At 45.4% G+C, this 22,572-nt stretch carries 25 protein-coding genes; 19 read left to right on the top strand and 6 right to left on the bottom strand.

The window, feature by feature from the left end; translation table 11 throughout:
• The first annotated feature begins 10 nt into the window (after nt 1-10).
• The 14 genes from QRX25_RS12260 to QRX25_RS12195 all read left to right on the top strand — a co-directional run bounded on the left by QRX25_RS12260 (nt 11) and on the right by QRX25_RS12195 (nt 13,776).
• Complete coding sequence (locus QRX25_RS12260) at nt 11-421, top strand: cytidine deaminase (protein ID WP_045510514.1); 411 nt, start codon at nt 11-13, stop codon at nt 419-421.
• Nucleotides 402-1,307, top strand: a complete 906-nt coding sequence (gene era, locus QRX25_RS12255) for a GTPase Era (protein WP_007408285.1) — start codon at nt 402-404, stop codon at nt 1,305-1,307. Before QRX25_RS12260 ends, era begins: the two co-directional genes overlap by 20 nt.
• A 154-nt stretch (nt 1,308-1,461) precedes the next feature.
• Nucleotides 1,462-1,605, top strand: coding sequence for a YqzL family protein (locus tag QRX25_RS12250; protein WP_007408286.1), 144 nt, complete (start codon nt 1,462-1,464; stop codon nt 1,603-1,605).
• A gap of 36 nt (nt 1,606-1,641) precedes the next feature.
• Nucleotides 1,642-2,409 (top strand): DNA repair protein RecO, encoded by a 768-nt coding sequence (gene recO, locus QRX25_RS12245; RefSeq protein ID WP_014470678.1) that lies wholly within the window; start codon nt 1,642-1,644, stop codon nt 2,407-2,409.
• Between the two features lie 302 nt (nt 2,410-2,711).
• Nucleotides 2,712-3,599 carry a glycine--tRNA ligase subunit alpha gene (gene glyQ / locus QRX25_RS12240; RefSeq protein WP_013352917.1) on the top strand — a complete coding sequence of 296 codons (888 nt, stop codon included), beginning with the start codon at nt 2,712-2,714 and terminating at the stop codon, nt 3,597-3,599.
• Nucleotides 3,592-5,631 (top strand): glycine--tRNA ligase subunit beta, encoded by a 2,040-nt coding sequence (glyS, locus tag QRX25_RS12235; RefSeq protein WP_212098494.1) that lies wholly within the window; start codon nt 3,592-3,594, stop codon nt 5,629-5,631. The genes glyQ and glyS overlap by 8 nt, the downstream gene beginning before the upstream one ends.
• Nucleotides 5,632-5,731: 100 nt before the next feature.
• Complete coding sequence (ccpN, locus tag QRX25_RS12230; protein ID WP_014470676.1) at nt 5,732-6,370, top strand: transcriptional regulator CcpN; 639 nt, start codon at nt 5,732-5,734, stop codon at nt 6,368-6,370.
• A gap of 25 nt (nt 6,371-6,395) precedes the next feature.
• A complete protein-coding gene (locus QRX25_RS12225; protein ID WP_013352914.1) occupies nt 6,396-7,208 on the top strand; it encodes a pyruvate, water dikinase regulatory protein in 813 nt (270 codons plus the stop codon).
• Between the two features lie 255 nt (nt 7,209-7,463).
• On the top strand, nt 7,464-7,970 hold the full coding sequence (locus QRX25_RS12220; RefSeq protein WP_013352913.1) for a YaiI/YqxD family protein: 507 nt from the start codon (nt 7,464-7,466) through the stop codon (nt 7,968-7,970).
• A 21-nt stretch (nt 7,971-7,991) separates the two neighbouring features.
• The gene (dnaG, locus tag QRX25_RS12215; RefSeq protein WP_065522749.1) at nt 7,992-9,803 is read left to right on the top strand and encodes a DNA primase; all 1,812 of its coding nucleotides are present in this window, start codon (nt 7,992-7,994) and stop codon (nt 9,801-9,803) included.
• A 193-nt stretch (nt 9,804-9,996) separates the two neighbouring features.
• On the top strand, nt 9,997-11,118 hold the full coding sequence (gene rpoD, locus QRX25_RS12210) for an RNA polymerase sigma factor RpoD (RefSeq protein ID WP_013352911.1): 1,122 nt from the start codon (nt 9,997-9,999) through the stop codon (nt 11,116-11,118).
• Nucleotides 11,119-11,469: 351 nt separating this feature from the next.
• Complete coding sequence (gene cccA / locus QRX25_RS12205; protein WP_013352910.1) at nt 11,470-11,832, top strand: cytochrome c550; 363 nt, start codon at nt 11,470-11,472, stop codon at nt 11,830-11,832.
• Nucleotides 11,833-11,957: 125 nt separating this feature from the next.
• On the top strand, nt 11,958-12,662 hold the full coding sequence (locus tag QRX25_RS12200) for a tRNA (adenine(22)-N(1))-methyltransferase (RefSeq protein WP_212101735.1): 705 nt from the start codon (nt 11,958-11,960) through the stop codon (nt 12,660-12,662).
• Nucleotides 12,655-13,776, top strand: a complete 1,122-nt coding sequence (locus QRX25_RS12195) for a Nif3-like dinuclear metal center hexameric protein (protein ID WP_212098491.1) — start codon at nt 12,655-12,657, stop codon at nt 13,774-13,776. Before QRX25_RS12200 ends, QRX25_RS12195 begins: the two co-directional genes overlap by 8 nt.
• Nucleotides 13,777-13,795: 19 nt before the next feature.
• On the opposite strand, the gene QRX25_RS12190 is transcribed toward QRX25_RS12195, so the two are convergent.
• Together QRX25_RS12190 and vrrA are read right to left on the bottom strand one after the other, a co-directional pair.
• Nucleotides 13,796-14,740: a 4-hydroxy-3-methylbut-2-enyl diphosphate reductase gene (locus QRX25_RS12190; protein ID WP_065981902.1), complete on the bottom strand. Its 945-nt coding sequence runs from the start codon at nt 14,738-14,740 to the stop codon at nt 13,796-13,798.
• Between the two features lie 122 nt (nt 14,741-14,862).
• Nucleotides 14,863-15,579, bottom strand: coding sequence for a VrrA/YqfQ family protein (gene vrrA, locus QRX25_RS12185; protein WP_065981901.1), 717 nt, complete (start codon nt 15,577-15,579; stop codon nt 14,863-14,865).
• A gap of 165 nt (nt 15,580-15,744) precedes the next feature.
• Between vrrA and QRX25_RS12180 the strand changes: the two genes are divergently transcribed.
• Both QRX25_RS12180 and QRX25_RS12175 read left to right on the top strand, forming a co-directional pair.
• On the top strand, nt 15,745-17,061 hold the full coding sequence (locus tag QRX25_RS12180; RefSeq protein WP_065981900.1) for a DEAD/DEAH box helicase: 1,317 nt from the start codon (nt 15,745-15,747) through the stop codon (nt 17,059-17,061).
• Nucleotides 17,062-17,072: 11 nt separating this feature from the next.
• On the top strand, nt 17,073-17,966 hold the full coding sequence (locus QRX25_RS12175) for a deoxyribonuclease IV (protein WP_115997651.1): 894 nt from the start codon (nt 17,073-17,075) through the stop codon (nt 17,964-17,966).
• Between the two features lie 30 nt (nt 17,967-17,996).
• Here the strand turns inward: QRX25_RS12175 and QRX25_RS12170 are convergent, their stop codons facing one another.
• Nucleotides 17,997-18,251, bottom strand: coding sequence for a DUF2624 domain-containing protein (locus QRX25_RS12170; protein ID WP_003153013.1), 255 nt, complete (start codon nt 18,249-18,251; stop codon nt 17,997-17,999).
• Between the two features lie 117 nt (nt 18,252-18,368).
• Here QRX25_RS12170 and QRX25_RS12165 point away from each other — a divergent pair, with 117 nt between their 5' ends.
• Together QRX25_RS12165 and zur are read left to right on the top strand one after the other, a co-directional pair.
• On the top strand, nt 18,369-19,250 hold the full coding sequence (locus QRX25_RS12165) for a YitT family protein (RefSeq protein ID WP_045510535.1): 882 nt from the start codon (nt 18,369-18,371) through the stop codon (nt 19,248-19,250).
• Between the two features lie 123 nt (nt 19,251-19,373).
• A complete protein-coding gene (gene zur / locus QRX25_RS12160) occupies nt 19,374-19,784 on the top strand; it encodes a zinc uptake transcriptional repressor Zur (protein ID WP_013352901.1) in 411 nt (136 codons plus the stop codon).
• A gap of 31 nt (nt 19,785-19,815) precedes the next feature.
• Here the strand turns inward: zur and QRX25_RS12155 are convergent, their stop codons facing one another.
• Entirely contained in the window at nt 19,816-20,397 is a 582-nt protein-coding gene (locus QRX25_RS12155) for a nucleotidase (RefSeq protein WP_013352900.1), read from the bottom strand.
• Between the two features lie 133 nt (nt 20,398-20,530).
• Here QRX25_RS12155 and QRX25_RS12150 point away from each other — a divergent pair, with 133 nt between their 5' ends.
• A complete protein-coding gene (locus QRX25_RS12150; protein ID WP_115997649.1) occupies nt 20,531-20,908 on the top strand; it encodes a DUF308 domain-containing protein in 378 nt (125 codons plus the stop codon).
• Between the two features lie 30 nt (nt 20,909-20,938).
• On the opposite strand, the gene ispG is transcribed toward QRX25_RS12150, so the two are convergent.
• Together ispG and yqfZ are read right to left on the bottom strand one after the other, a co-directional pair.
• Nucleotides 20,939-22,057 carry a flavodoxin-dependent (E)-4-hydroxy-3-methylbut-2-enyl-diphosphate synthase gene (gene ispG / locus QRX25_RS12145; protein WP_182425410.1) on the bottom strand — a complete coding sequence of 373 codons (1,119 nt, stop codon included), beginning with the start codon at nt 22,055-22,057 and terminating at the stop codon, nt 20,939-20,941.
• A 132-nt stretch (nt 22,058-22,189) separates the two neighbouring features.
• Nucleotides 22,190-22,495: a protein YqfZ gene (gene yqfZ / locus QRX25_RS12140; protein WP_115997648.1), complete on the bottom strand. Its 306-nt coding sequence runs from the start codon at nt 22,493-22,495 to the stop codon at nt 22,190-22,192.
• Nucleotides 22,496-22,572 lie beyond the last annotated feature (77 nt).

Here is a 22,572-nt window from a genome sequence, read left to right as displayed (position 1 = left end):
ATAAGTACACATGAACAGACAAGAATTGATTGCAGAAGCATTAAAAGCGCGGGACACAGCGTATGTGCCGTATTCAAACTTCAGAGTGGGAGCCGCTCTTCTTACCAAAGACGGAAAAGTGTACAGAGGCTGCAACATTGAAAATGCGGCATACAGCATGTGCAACTGTGCCGAACGCACGGCGATATTCAAAGCTGTTTCCGAGGGGGATACTGAATTTGCGATGCTCGCCGTGGCTGCGGACACTCCGGGACCGGTTTCGCCTTGCGGAGCCTGCAGACAAGTGATTTCCGAGCTGTGTTCAAAGGATATGCTTGTTGTTCTGACCAACTTACAAGGACAAATAAAAGAAATGACTGCGGAAGAATTATTGCCGGGCGCATTTTCATCGGAGGATTTACATGACGAACGAAAGCTTTAAATCAGGATTTGTATCTATCATCGGAAGACCGAACGTAGGAAAGTCTACCTTTTTAAACAGGGTCATCGGTCAAAAGATCGCCATCATGAGCGACAAACCCCAGACGACAAGAAATAAAGTCCAAGGGGTGCTGACAACAGGCACATCGCAGACTATTTTTATTGATACACCGGGCATTCACAAGCCGAAGCACAAGCTTGGCGATTTTATGATGAAAGTGGCGCAGAACACGCTGAAAGAAGTTGACTTGGTGTTATTTATGATTAACGCCGAAGAAGGGTACGGAAAGGGCGACGAGTTTATCATTGAAAAGCTCGGACAGACGTCCACGCCCGTTTTTCTGATCGTAAACAAAATTGATAAGATCCACCCTGATCAGCTCCTTCTTTTAATTGATGAGTACCGTACGCGCTATCCGTTTAAGGAAATCGTGCCGATCTCAGCTTTGGAAGGAAACAACGTCGAGACCCTGCTCGCGCAGATTGAAGCGTATTTACCGGAAGGGCCTCAGTTCTATCCGAGTGATCAGGTGACTGACCATCCAGAGCGGTTTATTATTTCTGAACTGATCAGAGAAAAGGTGCTCCATCTCACAAGGGAAGAAGTGCCGCACAGCATCGCTGTCGCTATCGAGTCCATTAAAGGCCAGGAAAACGGCTCCGTCCATGTCGCCGCCACCATTGTGGTCGAGCGGGATTCTCAAAAAGGAATCGTCATCGGGAAAAAAGGAGCTCTTCTGAAAGAAGTCGGCAAAAGAGCGCGGGCTGATATTGAAGCGCTGCTGGGTTCACGCGTTTACCTGGAACTATGGGTAAAAGTGCAGAAGGACTGGCGGAATAAAATGTCTCAGCTGCGTGATTTCGGTTTCAAAGAGGATGAATATTAAATAATTTCAGCCCATACGTGAGGTGTGGGATTACCTCACAGAAACAGGGATTCGTTAGCAAAATTTGTTTAACATGAAAAGGAGGACATCAGGTCAAGATAAGGGTAAGAATTTGGATTGGCAAGCTAGTTTAATGATGAAAGGTGGGTTTTTTGTGTTGAATTTTACCTGGAACGTATTTTCTCAAACAGGAAGTGTTGATACGTACCTTCTTTTTAAAGAACTGGAAAAAGAGAACCTGGAAAGACCCGAAGAACCGGAAGATGAGCTAGCCCGAATTGATTTTCCAATTTTGTAAACCTCTTGGCCCCTCCCGTTGTTGGAAGGTGCAGAAATGCTGACAAAATGTGAAGGAATCGTGCTCCGTACGAATGACTACGGAGAGACGAATAAAATCGTGACATTGCTGACGAGGGAACACGGCAAAATCGGCGTTATGGCAAGAGGCGCCAGGAAGTCAGCCAGCCGGCTCTCAGCAGTCAGCCAGCCGTTTTTGTACGGGTCATTTTTAATGCAAAGAACATCCGGACTCGGCACGCTCCAGCAGGGTGAAATGATTCTCAGCATGAGAACGATCAGAGAAGACTTGTTTTTAACGGCATATGCCGCTTTTATCGCTGAACTTACAGACAAAGGAACGGAAGAGAAGAAACCGAACCCCTATTTATTCGAATTGATTCTCGAATCCTTTAAGAGGCTGAATGAAGGGACTGACCCGGACGTGATCACCTTCATCGTTCAGATGAAAATGCTCGGCGTCATGGGACTGTATCCGGAGCTGAATCATTGTGTCCACTGCAAAAGCCGGGACGGGACGTTTCATTTTTCGGTAAGAGATAACGGTTTTATCTGCCACCGCTGCTTTGGAAAGGATCCGTACAAAGTTCCGATTTCGCCGCAAACGGCAAGGCTGCTAAGGCTTTTTTATTACTTTGATATCGGTAGGCTCGGCAGCGTCTCGTTAAAACAGGAAACGAAAAACGAACTTAAACGGGTTATCGATCTGTATTATGAGGAATATTCAGGGCTTTATTTAAAGTCTAAACGGTTTTTAGACCAGATGGAAAGCATGAAGCACCTTTTGGATGAAAACAAAAGTTGACATTCTGCCCATCTTTTTATATGATCATTTATTATAAAATATGTTGCAGTGACAGAAAGAAGTACTTGCGTCCAACTCATATAAGCGACCTTAGGACAGTGTAAGCTAAGGATGAGCGCGCAACGAAAGGCATTCTTGAGCAACCCTTTAAAAAGAGGCTGAGTGATTCACATCCCTCAGCAACTAGGGTGGAACCGCGGGAGAACTCTCGTCCCTATGTTTGCGGCTGGCAAGCATAGAGACGGGAGTTTTTTGATTGCCGCCGCACTTGTAAAAGAATGGAGAAAGTGGAGGTGCTTGAAATGAACATTCAAGATATGATTTTAACCTTGCAAAAGCACTGGTCGAGTGAAGGCTGTGTGCTCATGCAGGCGTATGATGTGGAGAAAGGCGCAGGCACAATGAGCCCGTATACATTTTTACGGAGCATCGGGCCGGAGCCGTGGAAAGTGGCTTATGTTGAGCCGTCCAGACGGCCTGCGGACGGGCGATACGGAGAAAACCCGAACAGGCTTTATCAGCATCACCAATTCCAAGTTATTATCAAGCCGTCGCCTGATAACATCCAAGAGCTTTACCTAGATTCATTGCGCGCGCTCGGCATTAATCCGCTCGAGCATGATATTCGTTTCGTAGAAGACAACTGGGAAAACCCGTCTTTAGGCTGTGCGGGACTCGGCTGGGAAGTATGGCTTGACGGGATGGAAATCACCCAGTTTACGTACTTCCAGCAGGTGGGCGGAATTGAATGTAAACCGGTGTCTGTTGAGATCACGTACGGCATTGAACGTCTTGCGTCTTATATTCAGGATAAAGAAAACGTCTTTGATCTTGAATGGACGTCAGGATTTACAGTGAAAGATTTGTTTATGATGGCTGAATATGAACATTCCGTTTATACTTTTGAAACATCAGATGTGGATATGCTATTCCATTTGTTCAGCACTTATGAAAAAGAAGCGATCAGACAAATGGATAATGGGCTTGTGCATCCGGCCTATGATTACGTACTGAAATGCTCGCACACATTTAATCTGCTCGATGCAAAAGGCGCGATCTCGGTGACAGAGCGGACGGGTTATATCGGCCGTGTCCGCAACTTAGCGAGAAAAGTAGCAAAAACGTATTATGAAGAACGGGAAAAATTAGGGTTCCCAATGCTTAAAGAGGAGGGCTCTTCCCATGAGTAAACAAGACTTGCTTTTAGAGATCGGACTCGAGGAAATGCCGGCGCGTTTTTTACATGACAGCATGGTGCAGCTCGGTGAAAAGCTGACTGGCTGGCTGGCTGAAAAAAATATCGCCCACGGCGAAGTGAAACTTTTTAATACACCGAGACGTCTGGCAGTATATATAAAAGACGTAGCAGAAAAACAGGCTGATATTCAGGAAGAAGCAAAAGGTCCGGCGAAAAAAATCGCTTTGGATGCTGACGGGAACTGGACAAAAGCCGCTATCGGATTTTCCAAAGGCCAAGGTGCCGGAGTGGATGACCTGTATATAAAAGACGTAAACGGCACGGAATATGTCTTCGTCCAAAAATTCCAGGCTGGACAAGAGACGAAGACACTTTTACCGCAGCTGGAAAACCTGATTACCGGAATGCATTTCCCTAAAAACATGCGCTGGGGCAACCAAGACCTGCGCTATATCCGCCCGATCAAATGGATTGTGGCTCTCTTCGGAAAAGACGTTATTCCGTTTGAGATCACAAATGTTCAGACGGGACGGAACACACAGGGACACCGCTTTCTCGGTCAAGAAGTATCTATTGACGCACCGTCATCATACGAAGAGCTGCTGAAAGAACAGCACGTCATTGCTGATCCGAAAGTACGCAAACAAATGATTCAAAGCCAGCTGGATGCGCTTGCGGCCAATAAGAAATGGAATATTCCGATCGATGAGGATCTGCTGAACGAAGTCAATCATCTTGTGGAATATCCGACAGCGCTTTACGGCTCTTTTGAATCCGAATTTCTTTCTTTGCCTGAAGAAGTGCTTGTGACAACAATGAAAGAGCATCAGCGCTACTTCCCGGTAAAAGATGAAAACGGGAATCTGCTGCCTCATTTTATTACGGTAAGAAACGGGAACAGCCATGCAATTGAAAATGTTGCCCGCGGAAACGAGAAGGTGCTGAGAGCGAGACTTTCAGATGCTGCGTTCTTCTACAAAGAAGACCAAAAGCTGAACATAGATGCAAATGTGAAGAAATTGGAAAATATCGTTTTCCATGAAGAACTTGGCTCTCTTGGAGATAAAGTCAGAAGAGTGACCGCCATTGCGGGCAAACTTGCCGTCCGCCTGAAGGCTGATGAACAGACGCAAAAACTTGTCAAGCGCGCCGCCGAGATTTCTAAATTTGACCTGGTTACACACATGATTTATGAGTTCCCTGAGCTTCAAGGCGTCATGGGAGAAAAATATGCGCGCATGCTCGGCGAAGATGAAGCCGTCGCTGCCGCGGTAAACGAGCACTATATGCCGAGAGCGGCCGGGGGAGACGTGCCTTCAACCTTTACCGGCGCGGTTGTGGCGTTAGCTGATAAACTGGACACGATTGCCTCCTTCTTCAGCATCGGCGTGATTCCGACAGGTTCTCAGGATCCGTACGGTTTGCGCCGTCAGGCAAGCGGCATCGTTTCCATTCTGATCGACCGCAACTGGGGCATTTCTTTGAAAGAGCTGCTGGCATTGACAGAAACGGAAAAAGAAAATGAGCTCCTCGATTTCTTTACACAGCGTCTGAAATACGTCTTGAACGCTGAAGACATCCGTCATGACGTTATTGAAGCCGTTCTGGACAGCACTGACCTTGAGCCGTATGCAGCTGTTCATAAGGCAAGAGTGCTTGAGAAACACCTCGGCACACCGGGCTTTAAAGAAACAGCTGAGTCACTGGGACGGGTCATCTCCATCAGTAAAAAAGGCGAGAGCCGCGATATCAAGCCGGATCTGTTTGAAAATGAACAGGAGAAAAAGCTGTTTGACGCTTATCAAAAAACAAAAGACAGCGTCGCGGAAAGCTTTGCCTCCAAAAACTATGAACAGGCGCTTGCCGCTCTCAGCGGATTAAAGGAGCCGATCGAAGATTACTTTAATCATACGATGGTAAATGCGGACAATGAAGCATTAAAAACCAACCGTTTAGCGCAAATGACCGCTCTTGCAGATGTGATCAAGTCTTTTGCTAATATGAATCATCTTATTGTAAAATAAAGAAAAAGACGGTTGCTGTGTGATCGGCAATCGTCTTTTCCCCTTTTACATAACATCACAGAATGAAAAACATAGATAAAGAAACCCTTCCATAAAGGTGGTGAGTACGATCGAATTAAATAAACGGCAAGAACAAATTTTACAAATTGTAAAGGAAAACGGCCCGATTACCGGAGAGCATATTGCAGAACAGCTCAATTTAACGAGAGCCACACTGCGGCCGGACTTGGCCATACTTACCATGTCAGGCTTCTTAGAGGCCCGTCCGCGGGTCGGTTATTTTTATACGGGGAAAACGGGAAATCAGCTGCTTGCCGATAAACTGAAAAAGCTGCAAGTGAAAGATTTTCAATCCATTCCTGTCGTCATCAATGAAAATGTCTCGGTATACGATGCCATCTGCACCATGTTTTTAGAAGATGTCGGCACGTTATTTGTCGTAGATCGTGATGCTGTCTTAGTCGGTGTGCTGTCACGCAAAGATTTGCTGCGGGCGAGCATCGGCCAGCAGGAACTTGCCTCAATACCGGTTCATATTATTATGACAAGAATGCCGAATATCGCCGTCTGCCGGCGTGACGATTATGTGATGGACATCGCCAAGTTTTTAATCGAAAAACAGATCGATGCCCTGCCCGTTATTAAAGATACGGATAAAGGCTTTGAGGTCATCGGCCGGTTTACGAAAACGAATATGACCAAGATACTTGTCAGTTTATCAGAAAATGAAATCATATAAGCTTGAAAACTAACGGGGGGATAACATGGACAATCGCATCATTTACGTAGTATCAGACTCAGTCGGAGAAACCGCCGAACTCGTTGTAAAAGCCTCGCTCAGCCAGTTTAACGGCTCAGCCGATGACACGCATATCAGAAGAATACCTTACGTGGAAGATATCGGCACCATTAATGAAGTCGTGTCTCTCGCCAAAGCGGACGGCGGCATTATTTGTTTTACGCTCGTTGTTCCTGAAATCCGCAAATACTTAGTTGAACAAGCGGAAAAAGCGAATGTGCTGTATTACGATATTATCGGTCCGCTCATCGATAAAATGGAAACGGCCTACGGTCTGACGGCGAAATATGAACCGGGCCGCGTCCGCCAGCTTGATGAAGATTATTTCAAAAAGGTCGAGGCGATCGAGTTTGCCGTCAAATATGACGATGGCAGGGACCCAAGAGGCATTTTAAAAGCCGATATCATCCTGCTCGGAGTATCCAGAACGTCTAAAACCCCATTATCTCAATATCTTGCCCATAAGCGTCTGAAAGTGGCCAACGTGCCGATCGTTCCTGAAGTCGATCCGCCGGAAGAACTGTTCAGCGTTGATCCGAAAAAATGCATCGGTTTAAAAATCAGCCCTGATAAACTGAACCATATTCGAAAAGAACGGTTAAAATCTCTCGGCTTAAACGACAAAGCCATTTACGCCAACATCAACAGAATTAAAGAAGAGCTGGAGTATTTCGAGAAAATCGTGGCCCGGATCGGCTGCCAAGTCGTTGATGTTTCGAATAAAGCGGTCGAGGAAACAGCGAATATCATTCATCATCTGAAAACAAAGGGCCGATAACTCAGGATGCTTTATCCTGGGTTTTTGGGTATGCAAATAGGGAATAAACAAAAAGGATGGCATCTTCGCGGAGTTTGTATTATAATAAAAAATTGTGATAAAATGTTTATTTTTAGGTTTAAGCTTAGTGTGATACGAATAAACTATTACGAGTAAGATGTCAAGAATAACTCCCGGAAATTTTTCGACAAAGACAAAAATAGATCCGCAGTCATGGAGCATATGCGATTTCGCTTGTTTTTATGCAGGAGATTGATGGAGGGATGGAGAATTAGTCTTCTAAATGAAAAAGAAAAGACGATTTTTGTCGATGCAGACGCATGCCCCGTAAAAGAGGAAATATTGCTCATTGCATCGCAATTCAGCGTTCGGGTTATTTTCGTCGCATCATTTGAACACTACCAGCTTTCCAGAAGCAAAAACGAGAACTGGATATACGTTGATCCTCATAAAGAAGCGGCAGATTTATATATCGCAAACCATGTGAGATCGGGAGACATCGTAGTCACGCAGGATATCGGTTTGGCATCTCTTTTGCTGAACAGAAATATTGCCGTCTTATCGGAAAGAGGCCGTTCTTATACCGAAGACACGATTGACTTCGCTCTGATGAGCCGTCATATGTCGGGCAAAATGAGAAGAAGCGGCATCCATTCCAAAGGACCTAAAAAATTAAATAAAGAAGATCGGAATCGATTTGTTACCCTGCTTAAAAAAATCCTGTCGAATGATGAAGGGATTTCAAATCAAAACATCGAATAATGTACGACGGAGTGTTATAAGATGGGAAACCGCATACCAGATGAAGTAGTTAATCAGGTGCAGCAGTCAGCAGACATTGTTGAAGTCATAGGTGATTATGTCCAATTGAAAAAGCAAGGCCGCAACTACTTTGGGCTCTGCCCGTTTCACGGTGAAAACACGCCCTCGTTTTCCGTCTCCAGCGATAAGCAGATCTTTCATTGCTTCGGGTGCGGAGCGGGCGGGAACGTTTTCTCTTTTTTGCGGCAGATGGAAGGCTATTCATTTACGGAAGCTGTTTCTCACCTTGCGGATAAATATCAGATTGATTTCCCTGATGATATAACGATTCACTCTGCATCCAGGCCGGAATCTTCCGGAGAGCAGAAGATGGCGGAAGCTCACGAGCTTCTAAAGAAATTTTACCATCATTTGCTAATGAATACAAAGGAAGGCCAGGAAGCGTTAGATTACCTTTTATCAAGGGGGTTTACGAAAGAGCTCATAGATGAGTTTGAAATCGGCTACGCGCTGGATTCTTGGGATTTCATGACGAAATTCTTGAAAAAGCGCGGTTTTGAGGAAGAACAGATGGAAAAAGCGGGTCTGTTGATCAGAAGGGAAGACGGCAGCGGGTATTTTGACCGTTTCAGAAACAGAATTATGTTTCCCATTCATGATCATCACGGAGCCGTGGCGGCTTTTTCAGGAAGGGCGCTCGGAAGCCAGCAGCCGAAATATATGAACAGTCCGGAAACGCCGCTGTTTCATAAATCTAAGCTGCTGTATAACTTTCATAAGGCGCGCCTGCCGATCAGGAAAGAGGAGAGAGCCGTTCTGTTTGAAGGCTTCGCGGATGTCATATCCGCCGTCAGCTCAGGCGTAAAAGAAAGCATCGCCACAATGGGGACGTCGCTCACCGAAGAGCATGTGAAAATCCTCAGAAGAAATGTTCAGGAGGTCATTCTCTGCTACGATTCGGATAAAGCCGGGTATGAGGCTACGCTGAAAGCGGCCGGCCTGCTGCAAAAAGCTGATTGTAAGGTAAGAGTATGCATGATGCCTGACGGGCTTGACCCTGATGATTATATCAGAACCCGGGGCGGAGAAAAATTCAAGACCGATATCATTGATGCAAGCGTTACGGTCATGGCCTTTAAAATGCAATATTTCCGCAAAGGGAAAAACTTATCTGACGAAGGAGACCGGCTCGCTTACATGAAAGAAGTGCTGAAAGAAATCAGCGCACTTTCCGGGTCGCTTGAGCAGGAAATGTATGTGAAGCAGCTCGCCTCCGAATTTTCTCTTTCGGTAGAATCTCTGACCGAACAGCTTTCCATCTATGCCAGACAAAACGCCCCCGGCGACAAAAACGCCGAACCGCAGACAAGACGGGCCCGGGTGACGACAAAAGCGAAACGGCGCCGTCTCCGTCCCGCCTATGAGAATGCGGAAAGGCTTCTTCTCGCTCATATGCTGAGAGACCGAAACGTCATTAAGAAAGTGATTGAACGTGTCGGCTTTGAATTTAACATTGACGGACATCGTGCGCTGGCAGCATATCTGTACGCTGTTTATGAAGAGGGCGCTGAAATGACGCCGCAGCATCTTATGGCGAGAATGCAGGATGAGGAAATCAGCCAGCTGCTTTCAGATATAGGGATGCTCCAAGTGAACGAGGAGCTCTCAGAGGCCGAGTTATCCGATTACGTAAAAAAAGTGTTGGATCACCGAAAATGGTCAATGATAAAGGAAAAAGAAGCAGAAAGAGCGGATGCAGAAAGGCAGAAAGATTTTGTGAAAGCTGCGTCTCTGGCTCAAGAAATTGTCGCATTGAACCGATCATTAAAATAACATCAAAAAAGAGGCTCGCGTTCTTATTGGCAATGATTCCTTGCGGAGGAGCAAATAGATCGCTTAACCTCATCATGAATTGTCATTTATTATCCGCTGCCCTGCATGCTGAAAAAGAAAGAAAGCTCCCGGGACGGATAAGAAACATACCGCTTTTAGAATTCGTTGCAAGCTTTGGAAGGAGGGATCCATAATGGCTGATAAACAAACCCACGAGACAGAAACAGAACTTACACTGGATCAGGTAAAAGACCAGCTGACTGAAACTGGGAAAAAACGTGGCGTTTTAACATATGAAGAAATTGCTGAACGCATGTCCAGCTTTGAAATTGAATCAGACCAAATGGATGAGTATTATGAATTTTTAGGAGAACAAGGTGTTGAATTAATTAGTGAAAATGAAGAAACAGAAGATCCTAATATTCAACAGCTTGCCAAAGCCGAAGAAGAATTTGACCTTAATGACCTCAGCGTACCGCCTGGTGTAAAGATCAATGATCCAGTCCGCATGTACCTCAAGGAAATCGGACGGGTAAATCTTCTTTCTGCTAAAGAAGAAATCACCTACGCTCAAAAAATTGAAGAGGGTGACGAGGAATCTAAACGCAGATTGGCTGAAGCAAACCTTCGTTTAGTTGTCAGCATTGCTAAACGGTATGTCGGCCGCGGCATGCTTTTCTTAGACTTAATCCAAGAAGGAAACATGGGTCTTATGAAAGCCGTCGAAAAGTTTGACTACCGTAAAGGATATAAATTCAGTACGTATGCAACTTGGTGGATCAGACAGGCGATTACACGCGCCATCGCTGACCAGGCGAGAACGATCCGTATCCCGGTTCACATGGTGGAAACCATCAACAAATTAATCCGTGTGCAGCGTCAGCTTCTTCAGGATCTGGGCAGAGAGCCGACACCGGAAGAGATTGCTGAAGACATGGATCTTACACCTGAAAAAGTCCGTGAAATATTAAAAATTGCCCAAGAGCCTGTTTCTTTAGAAACGCCGATCGGTGAGGAAGACGACTCACATCTCGGTGATTTCATCGAAGACCAGGAAGCGACGTCTCCGTCGGATCATGCGGCATATGAGCTTTTGAAAGAACAGCTGGAAGACGTGCTGGATACGTTGACGGATCGTGAAGAAAACGTGCTGCGTCTCCGTTTCGGTCTGGATGACGGACGCACAAGAACGCTGGAAGAAGTCGGCAAAGTGTTTGGAGTAACGAGAGAGCGTATTCGCCAAATTGAAGCAAAAGCGCTTCGTAAATTGAGACATCCTAGCAGAAGCAAACGTCTGAAGGATTTTCTCGAGTAGAATGGAACGGGTCTGTTGATCCGTTCTTTTTTTTATGTATAAGATATATGGATAATATACCTTTATTTTACTGGATAAGCATTTGTTTTGCAAATGAGTTCGGAAAAATGCGGCATGTCCTTTTAAGGGGGATAATGGGATAAGTTTATTTATATTCCTTATTGTAAGCGTATACAATTCATTATACAATAGAATAAAGATAATTTTGGATAAACAAAACAGTTATTTTTGTTTTATGTATAAATTGTGAAATCAGTGAAATGGCTTAATGAGACCATTTACATTTTGTAAAAATAAGTTAGAATTAGAAGTGTTTACATAGGGGGAGAATGAAAAAAGGGGGATGGAGATATGAAGTGGAATCCGCTGATTCCTTTTTTGCTCATTGCAGTTCTGGGAATAGGGCTGACTTTCTTTCTGTCAGTGAAAGGAAATGGAGATGCGCATCAGATCGCAAGCGGCGGTGAAAGCAAAAATGCCGAAAAGGAAACTGCAAACGCTTCACCTGAAGAAATTTATAAAGCGAACTGCATCACCTGTCACGGGGAAAACTATGAAGGTGTCTCAGGGCCGAACTTAAAAGGCGTCGGCAAAAGAAAAGATGTCGCTGCGATTAAAACAAGAATTGAAAAGGGCGGCAACGGGATGCCTGCGGGCCTTGTTCCGGCCGAAAAGCTGGATGACATGGCAAAATGGGTTTCTAAGATTAAATAAAATTTTACAGGTCCCTATATAAAAGACATATGAAAAACTCTATCCGCCGCTTGGATTCCGGGCGGTTTTTTTATATGATAGTAAAGGAAAAAGAACCTGAGAAAAGTTGTGATATTGTGAATGAAATGAAGTTATCTAAAAGATTGCAGTCTGTAGCGGAATATATCCCTCCGGGTGCCCTGGTTGCTGATATCGGGTCAGACCATGCGTATCTTCCTTGCTATGCCGTTTTGAATCATTTAGCGAGCCGCGCAATCGCCGGGGAAATTACAGACGGCCCGTTTCTATCCGCCAAACAGCAGGTGGAAAAACTGGACTTAAGCACTCTTATCTCCGTAAGGAAAGGTGACGGGCTGAGCGTCCTTGAAAAGGGAGAAGCGGACGCCATTACAATTGCGGGCATGGGCGGAGCGCTGATCGCTCATATTTTGGAGTCCGGAAAAACAAAACTGACGGGGCGTGAACGGCTGATTCTGCAGCCGAATATTCATGCCGTTCATATAAGAGAGTGGCTTTATCAGGAAGGCTATGAACTGATTGATGAAGTGATCCTTGAAGAAGACGGAAAGTGTTATGAAATACTCGTCGCGGAAACCGGCGACCGTGATGCGCCTTATCGGGACGTCTCGATGGCTGCCGGAATGCTTGCCGGTCCGTTTTTGTTAAAAGAGAAGAATGAAGTGTTTCTTCGGAAATGGAGCCAGGAACTTAAGCATACTGAACAAATTTATGAACAGATCAGCCGCAGCGCAAAGCATGAAAACCAAGAAAAATTAGCTGAGCTGAAAGAGCGGATCTCTCTGCTGAAGGAGGTAATCGGACATGCCTAAACATGTAAACGGACAGGAAATCATCCAGTTGTTTGAACAATTTTCACCGAAGGCTTTTGCGGTGGAAGGAGACAAAATCGGTCTGCAGATCGGCACATTGAATAAGCCGGTGAAAAACGTCATGGTGACGCTGGATGTTCTGGAACAAACGGTGGATGAAGCCATTGAGAAAAAGGTTGACTTAATTATCGCCCACCATCCGCCAATTTTTCGGCCGCTTAAACAGATCACCACTGATCAGCCCGGCGGAAGACTGATTGAGAAATGTATAAAGCATGATATTGCCGTATATGCGGCTCATACGAATCTTGATGTGGCGGACGGCGGAGTTAACGATCTGCTTGCGGAAGCTCTCGGCCTGACAGATACGGAAGTGCTCGTCCCGACATATTCGGACCCGCTGAAAAAGCTTGCCGTGTTTGTCCCGAAAGACTATGAAGAAGCTGTCAGAACCGCACTTGGCAATGCAGGGGCGGGACATATCGGCAATTACAGCCATTGCGCGTTCTCTTCTGAGGGGATCGGCAGTTTTAAGCCTCTGGACGGAGCGGACCCGTTTATCGGACAGACGGGAGAACTGGAACTCGTTCATGAAGTGAGACTTGAGACCATTTTTCCGGCAAGTATGGAGAAAGCCATCGTAAAAGCGTTGAAAAAAAGCCATCCGTATGAAGAGGTGGCGTATGATATTTATCCGGTGGAGCAGTCTCCGCTTGAAAAAGGGCTCGGCCGCATCGGAAAACTTCAGCAGGACATGACGCTTGAAGAGTTTGCGCTGTTTGTAAAAGAGAAGTTTGACGTTAACGGAGTCCGGATGGTCGGAGAGCGAAACAGCAAGGTGAAAAAAGTCGCGGTGCTTGGCGGGGACGGAAATAAATACATTTATCAGGCTAAGCGGAAGGGTGCAGATGTTTATGTGACGGGCGACCTTTATTTTCATGTAGCGCATGACGCGATGATGATGGGATTAAACGTCGTGGATCCCGGGCATTACGCTGAAAAGATCATGAGAAAAGGCACAGCAGAGAAGCTTACGGCAATGGCCGGAGAGAAAAACTATGACGTGCGTATTTTCGCTTCCGAAACAGATACAAATCCATTTGCCTTCTTATAAAAAAACTGAGGCCGCGGCCTCAGTTTTTTATTTTTACTTTCGGAAGGATTTTTTTGAGCGGCACATTGTGCTCAAGCTGCCATGTGGACTCATCGTTATGGTCGAACTGCTCTAAAAAGCGGATTACTTCCTTTGTAATTGGTGTCGGTGTTGATGCGCCTGCGGTAACGGCGACAGTATTGACGTCTTTCAGCCATTCGAGTTTCAGTTCACTGAGATCCCCGATGCGATAGGCTTTTGTTCCGGCGATTTCCTCTGACACTTGAGCCAGTCTGTTGGAGTTATTGCTTTTCGGATCGCCGACAACAATGGTTAAGTCCGCTTTTTTTGCCTGCTCTGATACAGCTTCTTGACGAACCTGTGTAGCCAGGCAGATTTCCTGATGATATTCCACGTGCGGGTACTTTTCTTTGACTGATTCCATAATATCATGGACGTCCCACTGGGACATTGTCGTTTGGTTTGTAACGATTAATTTTTCAGCCTGAATATCGAGGTTTCTCACGTCTTCCTCTGTTTCAACGAGATGAACGATTTCAGGGGCGACGCCGACGGCTCCTTCAGGCTCGGGGTGGCCTTTTTTGCCGATATAAATGACGTGATAGCCTTCCGCTTTTACTTTTCGGATTAAGTCATGTGTTTTTGTGACGTCCGGGCATGTGGCGTCAATCGTAACAAGCCCTTTTCCCTCAGCGGCTTTTCTTACTTCCGGAGAAACTCCGTGAGCTGTGAAAATAACGGTTCCTTTTTCAATCTGCTTTAAAATCTCCAGACGGTTTGTGCCGTCAAGCGTGTAAATGCCGTCTTCTTCAAACGCATCTGTGACATGCTTATTATGAACGATCATTCCGAGTATATATATAGGTCTTGGCAGTGTTTTATCGAGTGACGCGTTTTTGGCTATGACCATGGCATCAACAACGCCGTAACAATAGCCGCGCGGCGAGATTTTGATAACGTCCAATGTAGATGTCCTCCTGTCAAAAGTGAGTGTAGAGGCAATATAAAAAGCCGTAGTTAAACGGCTTAAATCTTGCATTCTTCTGATCTCATTATAGCTAATCTTTCGTGAGATATCAAAGAATGTTAAATATATAATTTCGGTTTTGATCTGCCCGATGTTCTTTTTGGACGCGGCTGTTCTTCTGATTTTGCTTCAGCGTCATCTTTTTCTTTTGAAGCGGATGCTTTTTCAGACGTTTTCTTTGACGTTTTAGATGAGGCGTCAGATTTGTTTTCATCTTCTGTTTCGTCTGTTTTTTCAGCTTCATCCTTTTTGTCTTGTTCGTCTGTTTCTTTTGTCTCGTCAGATTTATTCTCATCTTTATCTTCTTTATCATCATCGTTGCTGCTTAATTGACTGTAAAGCTTCATCATGGCGGGCAGATTCCGTACTAAAGGGCCGTACTGCTGGATCATCGGCGTAACCTGCTGCGCCACGCCCAGCACCTTCTGGACGTTGCCGAGCATGCTCGACAGGGATGCCGGACTTGCCAGACTCTGAATTCCCTGCAATCCCTGCAGTCCGGCGCCTGCTCCTCCGCTGGCCGCTGTCGGAGCGGACGCGGCAGCGCTTCCTCCTGAACCGGGTAAAAAACGGGAAAGCATTCCTTTTAAGCCCCCTCCGCCTGTGCCTGCGTTTCTCAGGCCTGCTCCTGCAATCTGCTGCTGAGGGAAAAACTGCCGGCCCTGCTGCATCAGCTGCCGGCCCGGCAATGACGGTCTGCCTCCCATCATCATACGCGGATTCATTAACGGCCGGCCCTGCTGCGCCATATTTCTCATCGGCTGCTGTGGAAACATACTTGTACCTCCTTTCTGTCTCTCTGCTATTACAATATGCATCGGAGGAGGCATTTGCTTTTCTATCTCGAAAACAGGATTCCCCCAAGACATGGTGTTTTTAAGTGAAATCGGTTATAATGTGATGATGGACACAGAATGTGCCGCTTTAAGGAGCTGGGAAAAATGAAAGAAACTAAATTTGATGGATACAACTTAAAACCGTTTATTATAGATGCAGTTCACCGCCTTGGTTTTTATGAACCGACAGATATTCAAAAGAGGCTGATACCTGCTGTATTGAAAAACGAAAGCGTCATCGGGCAGTCCCAGACGGGGACGGGAAAAACCCACGCCTATTTATTGCCTATCCTGAATCGGATTGATCCGGGTTCTGATACGGTACAGGCTGTTATCACAGCGCCGACGAGAGAACTTGCCAATCAGATTCATCAGGAAGCGCTCAAAATCACACAGGGTGCAGAAGACGAGCCGATCCGGACAAAATGCTTTATCGGCGGAACGGACAAGCAAAAATCAATTGATAAGCTGAAAACACAGCCTCATCTCGTCGTCGGAACTCCGGGCCGGATTGCGGATCTGATTAAGGCGCAGGCATTGAACGTCTATAAAGCGCAGTCTCTCGTCATTGACGAAGCTGATCTGATGCTTGATATGGGGTTTTTGGAAGACGTTGATTACATCGGGTCGCGTATGCCGGAAGAACTTCAGATGCTTGTTTTCTCAGCTACGATTCCGGAAAAGCTGAAGCCGTTTTTGAAAAAGTATATGGAAAATCCGAAATACGCGCATGTTGAGCCGAAAAGAATCACAGCCGAAAAGATTGAACATGTTTTGGTTCCTTCTAAACAGCGTGATAAAGACAAACTGCTTTTTGATATGATGTCTAATCTGAATCCGTATTTGGGCATTGTGTTTGCAAATACGAAAAACACTGCTGATCATATTGCGAAATACCTGACTGAAAAAGGCATGAGAATCGGCCTTCTGCACGGGGGATTAACGCCGCGTGAGCGTAAAAAGGTAATGAAGCAGATTAATGATCTGGAGTTCACTTATGTCATTGCGACGGACCTTGCGGCAAGAGGAATTGACATTAAAGGCGTAAGCCATGTCATCAACTACGAGCTTCCGGACGATCTGGATTTTTATGTTCACCGCGTCGGAAGAACAGCGCGCGCCGGCTCATCAGGCCAAGCACTGACCATTTATGAGCTTTCTGACGAAGATGCGCTCGTAAGACTCGAGAAGATGGGCATTGAGTTTGTTTATGCGGAGCTTGTAAACGGTGAATGGAAAAAAGGCGATGACCGCCACCGCCGCAAGAAGCGTAAAAAGACGGAAAATGAGGCAGACCAAATTGCGAAGCGCCTTGTGAAAAAGCCGAAAAAAGTAAAGCCGGGCTATAAAAAGAAAATGAGCTATGAAATGGAAAAAATCAGAAAAAAACAGAGAAGAAACCAATCTAACAAAGGGAAGTAGGGGGAATCGGGTTGCTGAAAATAGGTTCACACGTCTCAATGAGCGGAAAACATATGCTCCTTGCCGCAAGCAAGGAAGCCGTTTCGTACGGGGCGAACACATTTATGATATATACGGGCGCTCCCCAAAATACGCGCCGCAAAAAAATTGAAGACTTGAATATTGAAGCGGGCCGCGCCCATATGAAGGAAAACGGCATCGACGAGATTGTCGTGCATGCGCCATATATCATTAATATCGGAAATACGACTAATCCGGCAACGTTTGAGCTGGGCGTTGATTTTCTCCGTTCTGAAATTGAAAGAACGGCAGCGATCGGCGCGAAACAGATTGTGCTTCATCCAGGGGCGCATGTCGGTGCCGGGGCTGAAACGGGCATCAAAAAAATCATTGAAGGATTAAACGAAGTGATTGATCCGGATCAAACCGTGCAGATCGCGCTGGAGACAATGGCGGGTAAAGGGTCAGAATGCGGAAGAAGCTTTGAAGAGCTTGCCGAGATCATTGCGGGCGTTACACATAATGAACATCTTTCCGTCTGCTTTGACACTTGCCACACGCATGATGCAGGATATGATGTTGCCAATGATTTTGACGGTGTTCTCAATGAGTTTGATAAAATCGTCGGCATCGACCGGATAAAAGTCCTTCATGTGAACGACAGTAAAAATATCAGGGGAGCCCGGAAAGACCGTCATGAAAATATCGGGTTCGGTGAGATCGGTTTTAACGCACTGCAGTACATTGTTCATCACGAGCAGCTGGCCGATATTCCGAAAATCCTTGAAACACCGTATGTGGGCGAAGACAAGAAAAATAAGAAGCCGCCGTACCGTTTTGAAATCGAAATGCTGAAAGAGAAGCAATTTGATAAGGAGCTTCTTGAAAAAATATTAGCTCAATAAGAAGAAGGAGGGGAATTCACCCCTCCTTTTTTACCCTGAGAATTGATTGAAAAGTTCGTCAACTTTCCGCGCCGTTTCTTTTGAGGTTATCGTTTCCACTTTTTTCAGCAGGCGCAGCCGCTCCTGTTCATCAAAAATATTGATGTTTTTTCCGTGCATCAGAGCCGCTACCTCAGCCGCTTGACTTCTCGTAATGCTGATTCCGTATTGCTTGGAATATTTCAGCAGATCGTCCGCAGTGACTTGGTTGAGCCGCTGCAAAATAATTCTTTGTATTAAAATCATCGATACTTCACCTCTTTAGACATAATGTATTGAGCAAATCATTAAAATGTTACAGCTTTTAATGGTAAAATGAAGTTGCTTACTGTTTAAAATAGTTATTAAAGGAAAGGAGATTTTATGACCCCAAATAAACAGCATAAAAGAGAGTCATTTTTACACTTTATCTTCAGGGTCATCTTGATTCTGGTCGGAGCGGGCTCAGCCGCCGCAAGTATTGAATTGTTTCTGGTCCCAAATAATGTGATCGACGGAGGAATTATCGGTGTTTCATTAATTTTAGACCACCTCTTTATGTCCAATCCCATCCTCAATTTTGCCTTATTCGTTGTGTTACTCAACATTCCATTTATGATTTTCGGGTATAAATATATCGGAAAAACATTTCTCATCTCTACGGTTATCGGGATCGTCGGTTTAGCGCTGATTGAATCCTCATTGCATCATGTGGAGGCCATTACGACTCAGCCTATTTTGGCGACGGTATTCGGGGGGCTTTTGCTCGGTTTCGGGGTAGGCCTTGTCATCCGAAACGGAGGCTCGATGGACGGTACTGAAATTCTCGGTATCCTTCTCACAAAAAAGCTGCCCTTTTCAGTCGGAGAATTCGTTATGCTCATTAATGTGTTTATTTTTATTTGGGCCGGTTTTGTATACGGGCCGGAGCAGGCGATGTATTCTTTCATGACGTATTATATTGCCATGAAAACGATTGACGCCGTCATCCAGGGTCTTGATGAAACGAAAGCGGTCATTATTGTTGCAGATCAGTACGCGGAAATTTCAGACGCGATTTTGCACCGGCTTGGACGGGGTACCACCAAGCTTCAGGGAAAAGGCGGATATACGGATGAAACCAAAGAAGTCATTTACGCGGTCGTGACAAGGCTAGAAGTGACAAAATTGAAATCCATTGTGTTTGAAATTGATAAAAACGCATTTATTACGATCATGAATACACATGAAACGAGGGGCGGTAAGTTCAAAACCGCGATTCACTAGGCTTTCATTTACTTTTCATCATTTTATAGGTATAATTTTATACAGCATAGGAAAATGGCCTGCTGTTCAGACAGCTGCCATTTTCTTTTTGGAGCGATACCGTGATGTAAAGGGGAGGTCCTCATGAACGTACAAGAAGCGTTGAACCTGCTGAAAGAAAAAGGGTATAAATATACGAGTAAGCGAGAAGACATGCTGCAGCTTTTTGCTGATTCTGATAAATATCTGACCGCCAAAAACGTGCTTGCCGCATTAAATGACGACTACCCGGGTCTGAGCTTTGATACCATATACAGAAATCTTTCTTTATATGAAGAACTCGGCATTTTGGAAACAACGGAGCTTTCCGGGGAAAAACTGTTCCGTTTTACATGCTCTTATACCCATCATCATCACCATTTTATCTGTTTAACCTGCGGAAAAACGAAGGAAATTGAGTCTTGTCCGATGGATAAGCTTCACGATAATTTGGAAGGGTATGACATTAGCGGTCATAAATTTGAAATTTACGGCACCTGTCCGGCGTGCCGATAAAAAAACCTCCTGTATAAGCAGGAGGTTTTTTTCAGCTTTTGACATGCTGAAGGCTGTGTTTGTTTTTATTGATCCAGGCGACGGCTTCAAGCCAATTCCGCACCCTGATAATATTGGAATCGATGGGGAGCTGATTGTAAGGGGAATCAAAAAGGATAACCGGAATGCCCGCTTCTTTTGCGATCATTGTCGCGTTGCCGTGGTGATCTTCAAAAAACAGATCGATGCCGTGTTTTTTGACGGCTTCCACTTTGTGATGGCCGCCGACAAGCTCAATGTGATCATAATGAATGTCCCGGTTTGCAAACCAGTCCAGCGTTACATCTTCTAAGTGGCCGCGTCTTGCCGTTATGTAAATGAGACGATGTTCTTCTTTCAGCCCGTCCAGCGCTTGCTTGGCAAATTCCGCGAGCTTTGCTTCTTTATATATGACTGCTTCATGAACGTTCATCCATTCCCAAAATTCCTCGGTTGTAATGTTCAAAAGCTTAGTCAGATCATAATCAGTCATATCATCCAAGGTAATGGAAAGATGAAATGAGCGGTTTAAATAAGGGACAAATGTATCCTGTGCCGTAACCGTGCCGTCAATATCTATACCTAACCGTAACATGTCCACACTCCTATATTTTCATCCCTTCAAGTGTAACATAAACAATTAACAATACCAGCAAAGTTTAGCAAACATGATTCTGTAAAAAACGCGGAAACTAAAAAAGCTCCTTTCATAAAAGAAAAAGGGGGAATTGAAGGTGGCATACGATTACGAAAATCGAAAAGGCAACGACTACTATGTGGATCATGGATCAGAAGGAACGGATATCACGCGTGATGTTTATTCAGAAGAAACAGCGGCTGAAATTGCAGAGCCATATCGTGCTTCTGACCGGACAGCAGACCGCGATGATAACCAGGACGGAGTAAGTGAAGGCCGGGGAATAGGGTATGCAGCATTGGCTATTTCTATCATTTCCCTGTTTGTGCTCCCTGTTTTATTAGGGGCATGCGGCATTATCGTCGGCTATATCGCCAGAAGAAGAGGAGCAGGCGCTTTAGGCGGATGGGCGATGGGAATCGGTATTGTTTCCCTTGTGCTGGGCATATTCATTACACCGTTTTTCTAAAACACAAAAAAAAGCTTGGCGGAATATCCGTCAAGCTTTTTGTGTGTCTTGTTCTGCTTTGGCTTTTTCCGCCTCAAGCTTTGCGTAGTGTTCTTCTGCCAGCTTGTCGATTTCTTTTTTCAGCTCTTCGACCATTGTTTCTTCAGGGACTTTGCGGACGATTTGGCCTTTGCGAAAAAGCAGTCCTTCGCCGCGCGCGCCGGCAATACCGATATCGGCTTCTCTCGCTTCGCCTGGTCCGTTAACAGCGCATCCGAGAACGGCTACTTTAATCGGCGCTTTTACTTTCGAAATGTATTCTTCCACTTCGTTTGCGATGCTGATGAGATCAATTTCGATCCGTCCGCATGTCGGGCATGAAATAAGCGTAGCCGCGTTTGAAGCGAGACCGAACGATTTCAGCAGCTCTCTGGCTACTTTTACTTCTTCAACCGGGTCAGCGCTCAGAGAGATCCGAAGCGTGTTTCCGATTCCTTTGCTTAAAATCGCTCCGAGTCCGGCCGCGCTTTTTACCGTTCCGGCAAACAGCGTGCCTGATTCTGTAATTCCGAGGTGGAGCGGGTAATCAAATGCTTTTGACGCTTTTTCGTATGCTTCTATGGCGAGATTGACGTCAGACGCTTTCATGCTGACAATGATGTCGTGGAAGTCAAGATCTTCCAAGATTTTAATGTGATGAAGCGCACTCTCAACCATGCCGTCAGCAGTCGGATAGCCGTACTTTTCCAAAATGCGTTTTTCCAATGATCCTGCATTTACGCCGATCCGGATCGGAATTCCTTTTTCTTTCGCCGCTTTTACGACGGCTTCCACTTTTTCGCGTCGGCCGATGTTTCCCGGGTTGATTCTGATTTTGTCGGCGCCGCCCTCAATTGCTTTTAATGCAAGCTTGTAGTCAAAATGAATATCGACAACAAGAGGGATCGAAATTCTTTTTTTGATGTCGGCAATCGCGTCAGCCGCGCGTTCGTCAGGGCATGCAACCCGGACAATTTGGCAGCCGGCTTCGGCTAATCGGTTGATTTCCGCTACTGTTGCTTCTACGTCGTGTGTTTTGGTCGTCGTCATACTCTGAATGACGACTTCGTTATTTCCGCCTATTGTTAAAGGTCCCACTTTGACGGGACGCGTTTTTGTACGATGTGTGATTTCACTCACTTGTCAATCGCTCCTTAATTGTAGTTACCGCTTTTGCAGGCAGAGCCTTTTACATGTCAGGCAACTTCTATTTACATGTTATATTGTAACAGTGTATTTGCCGAACTGACAAGAAATTAACGTTTAATTACGGTAGACGGGGAATTTATAAGCGGTGCCTGCCTGAATGGCGTTTGCTTTTACATTCGGATTCAGCGTTTCAAAATCTTGCGCAATATCTTCCGGCGCTTTATGTGCGCCGACTATCGACATCACCGTATCACCTTTTTTGACCGTAACCGTTCTGTATGATGCTTCCTGGTTTGCAGGCTGAGCCGCCGCCGCTGCGTATGCAGGAAGGTCTTGAGCAGGGATCGTCCCGATTTTCAGATCGTAAAAGATAATAAATATCACAAATAAACTGCCGAATAAAAAAGTAAGCCGCTTCATTCCAACCGCCTCCCGCATACATTTTTACTTCATTGTATGCTTGTCCCATTTTGTTCATGACAAAAAAGAAGACCGCC

It is taken from the genome of Bacillus sp. L381 (genome assembly GCF_030284525.1).
Classification (GTDB): Bacteria; Bacillota; Bacilli; order Bacillales; family Bacillaceae; genus Bacillus; species Bacillus amyloliquefaciens.
Note: the sequence above shows the minus strand (reverse complement) of the source record. Positions and strands in the feature narration are given on the sequence as shown.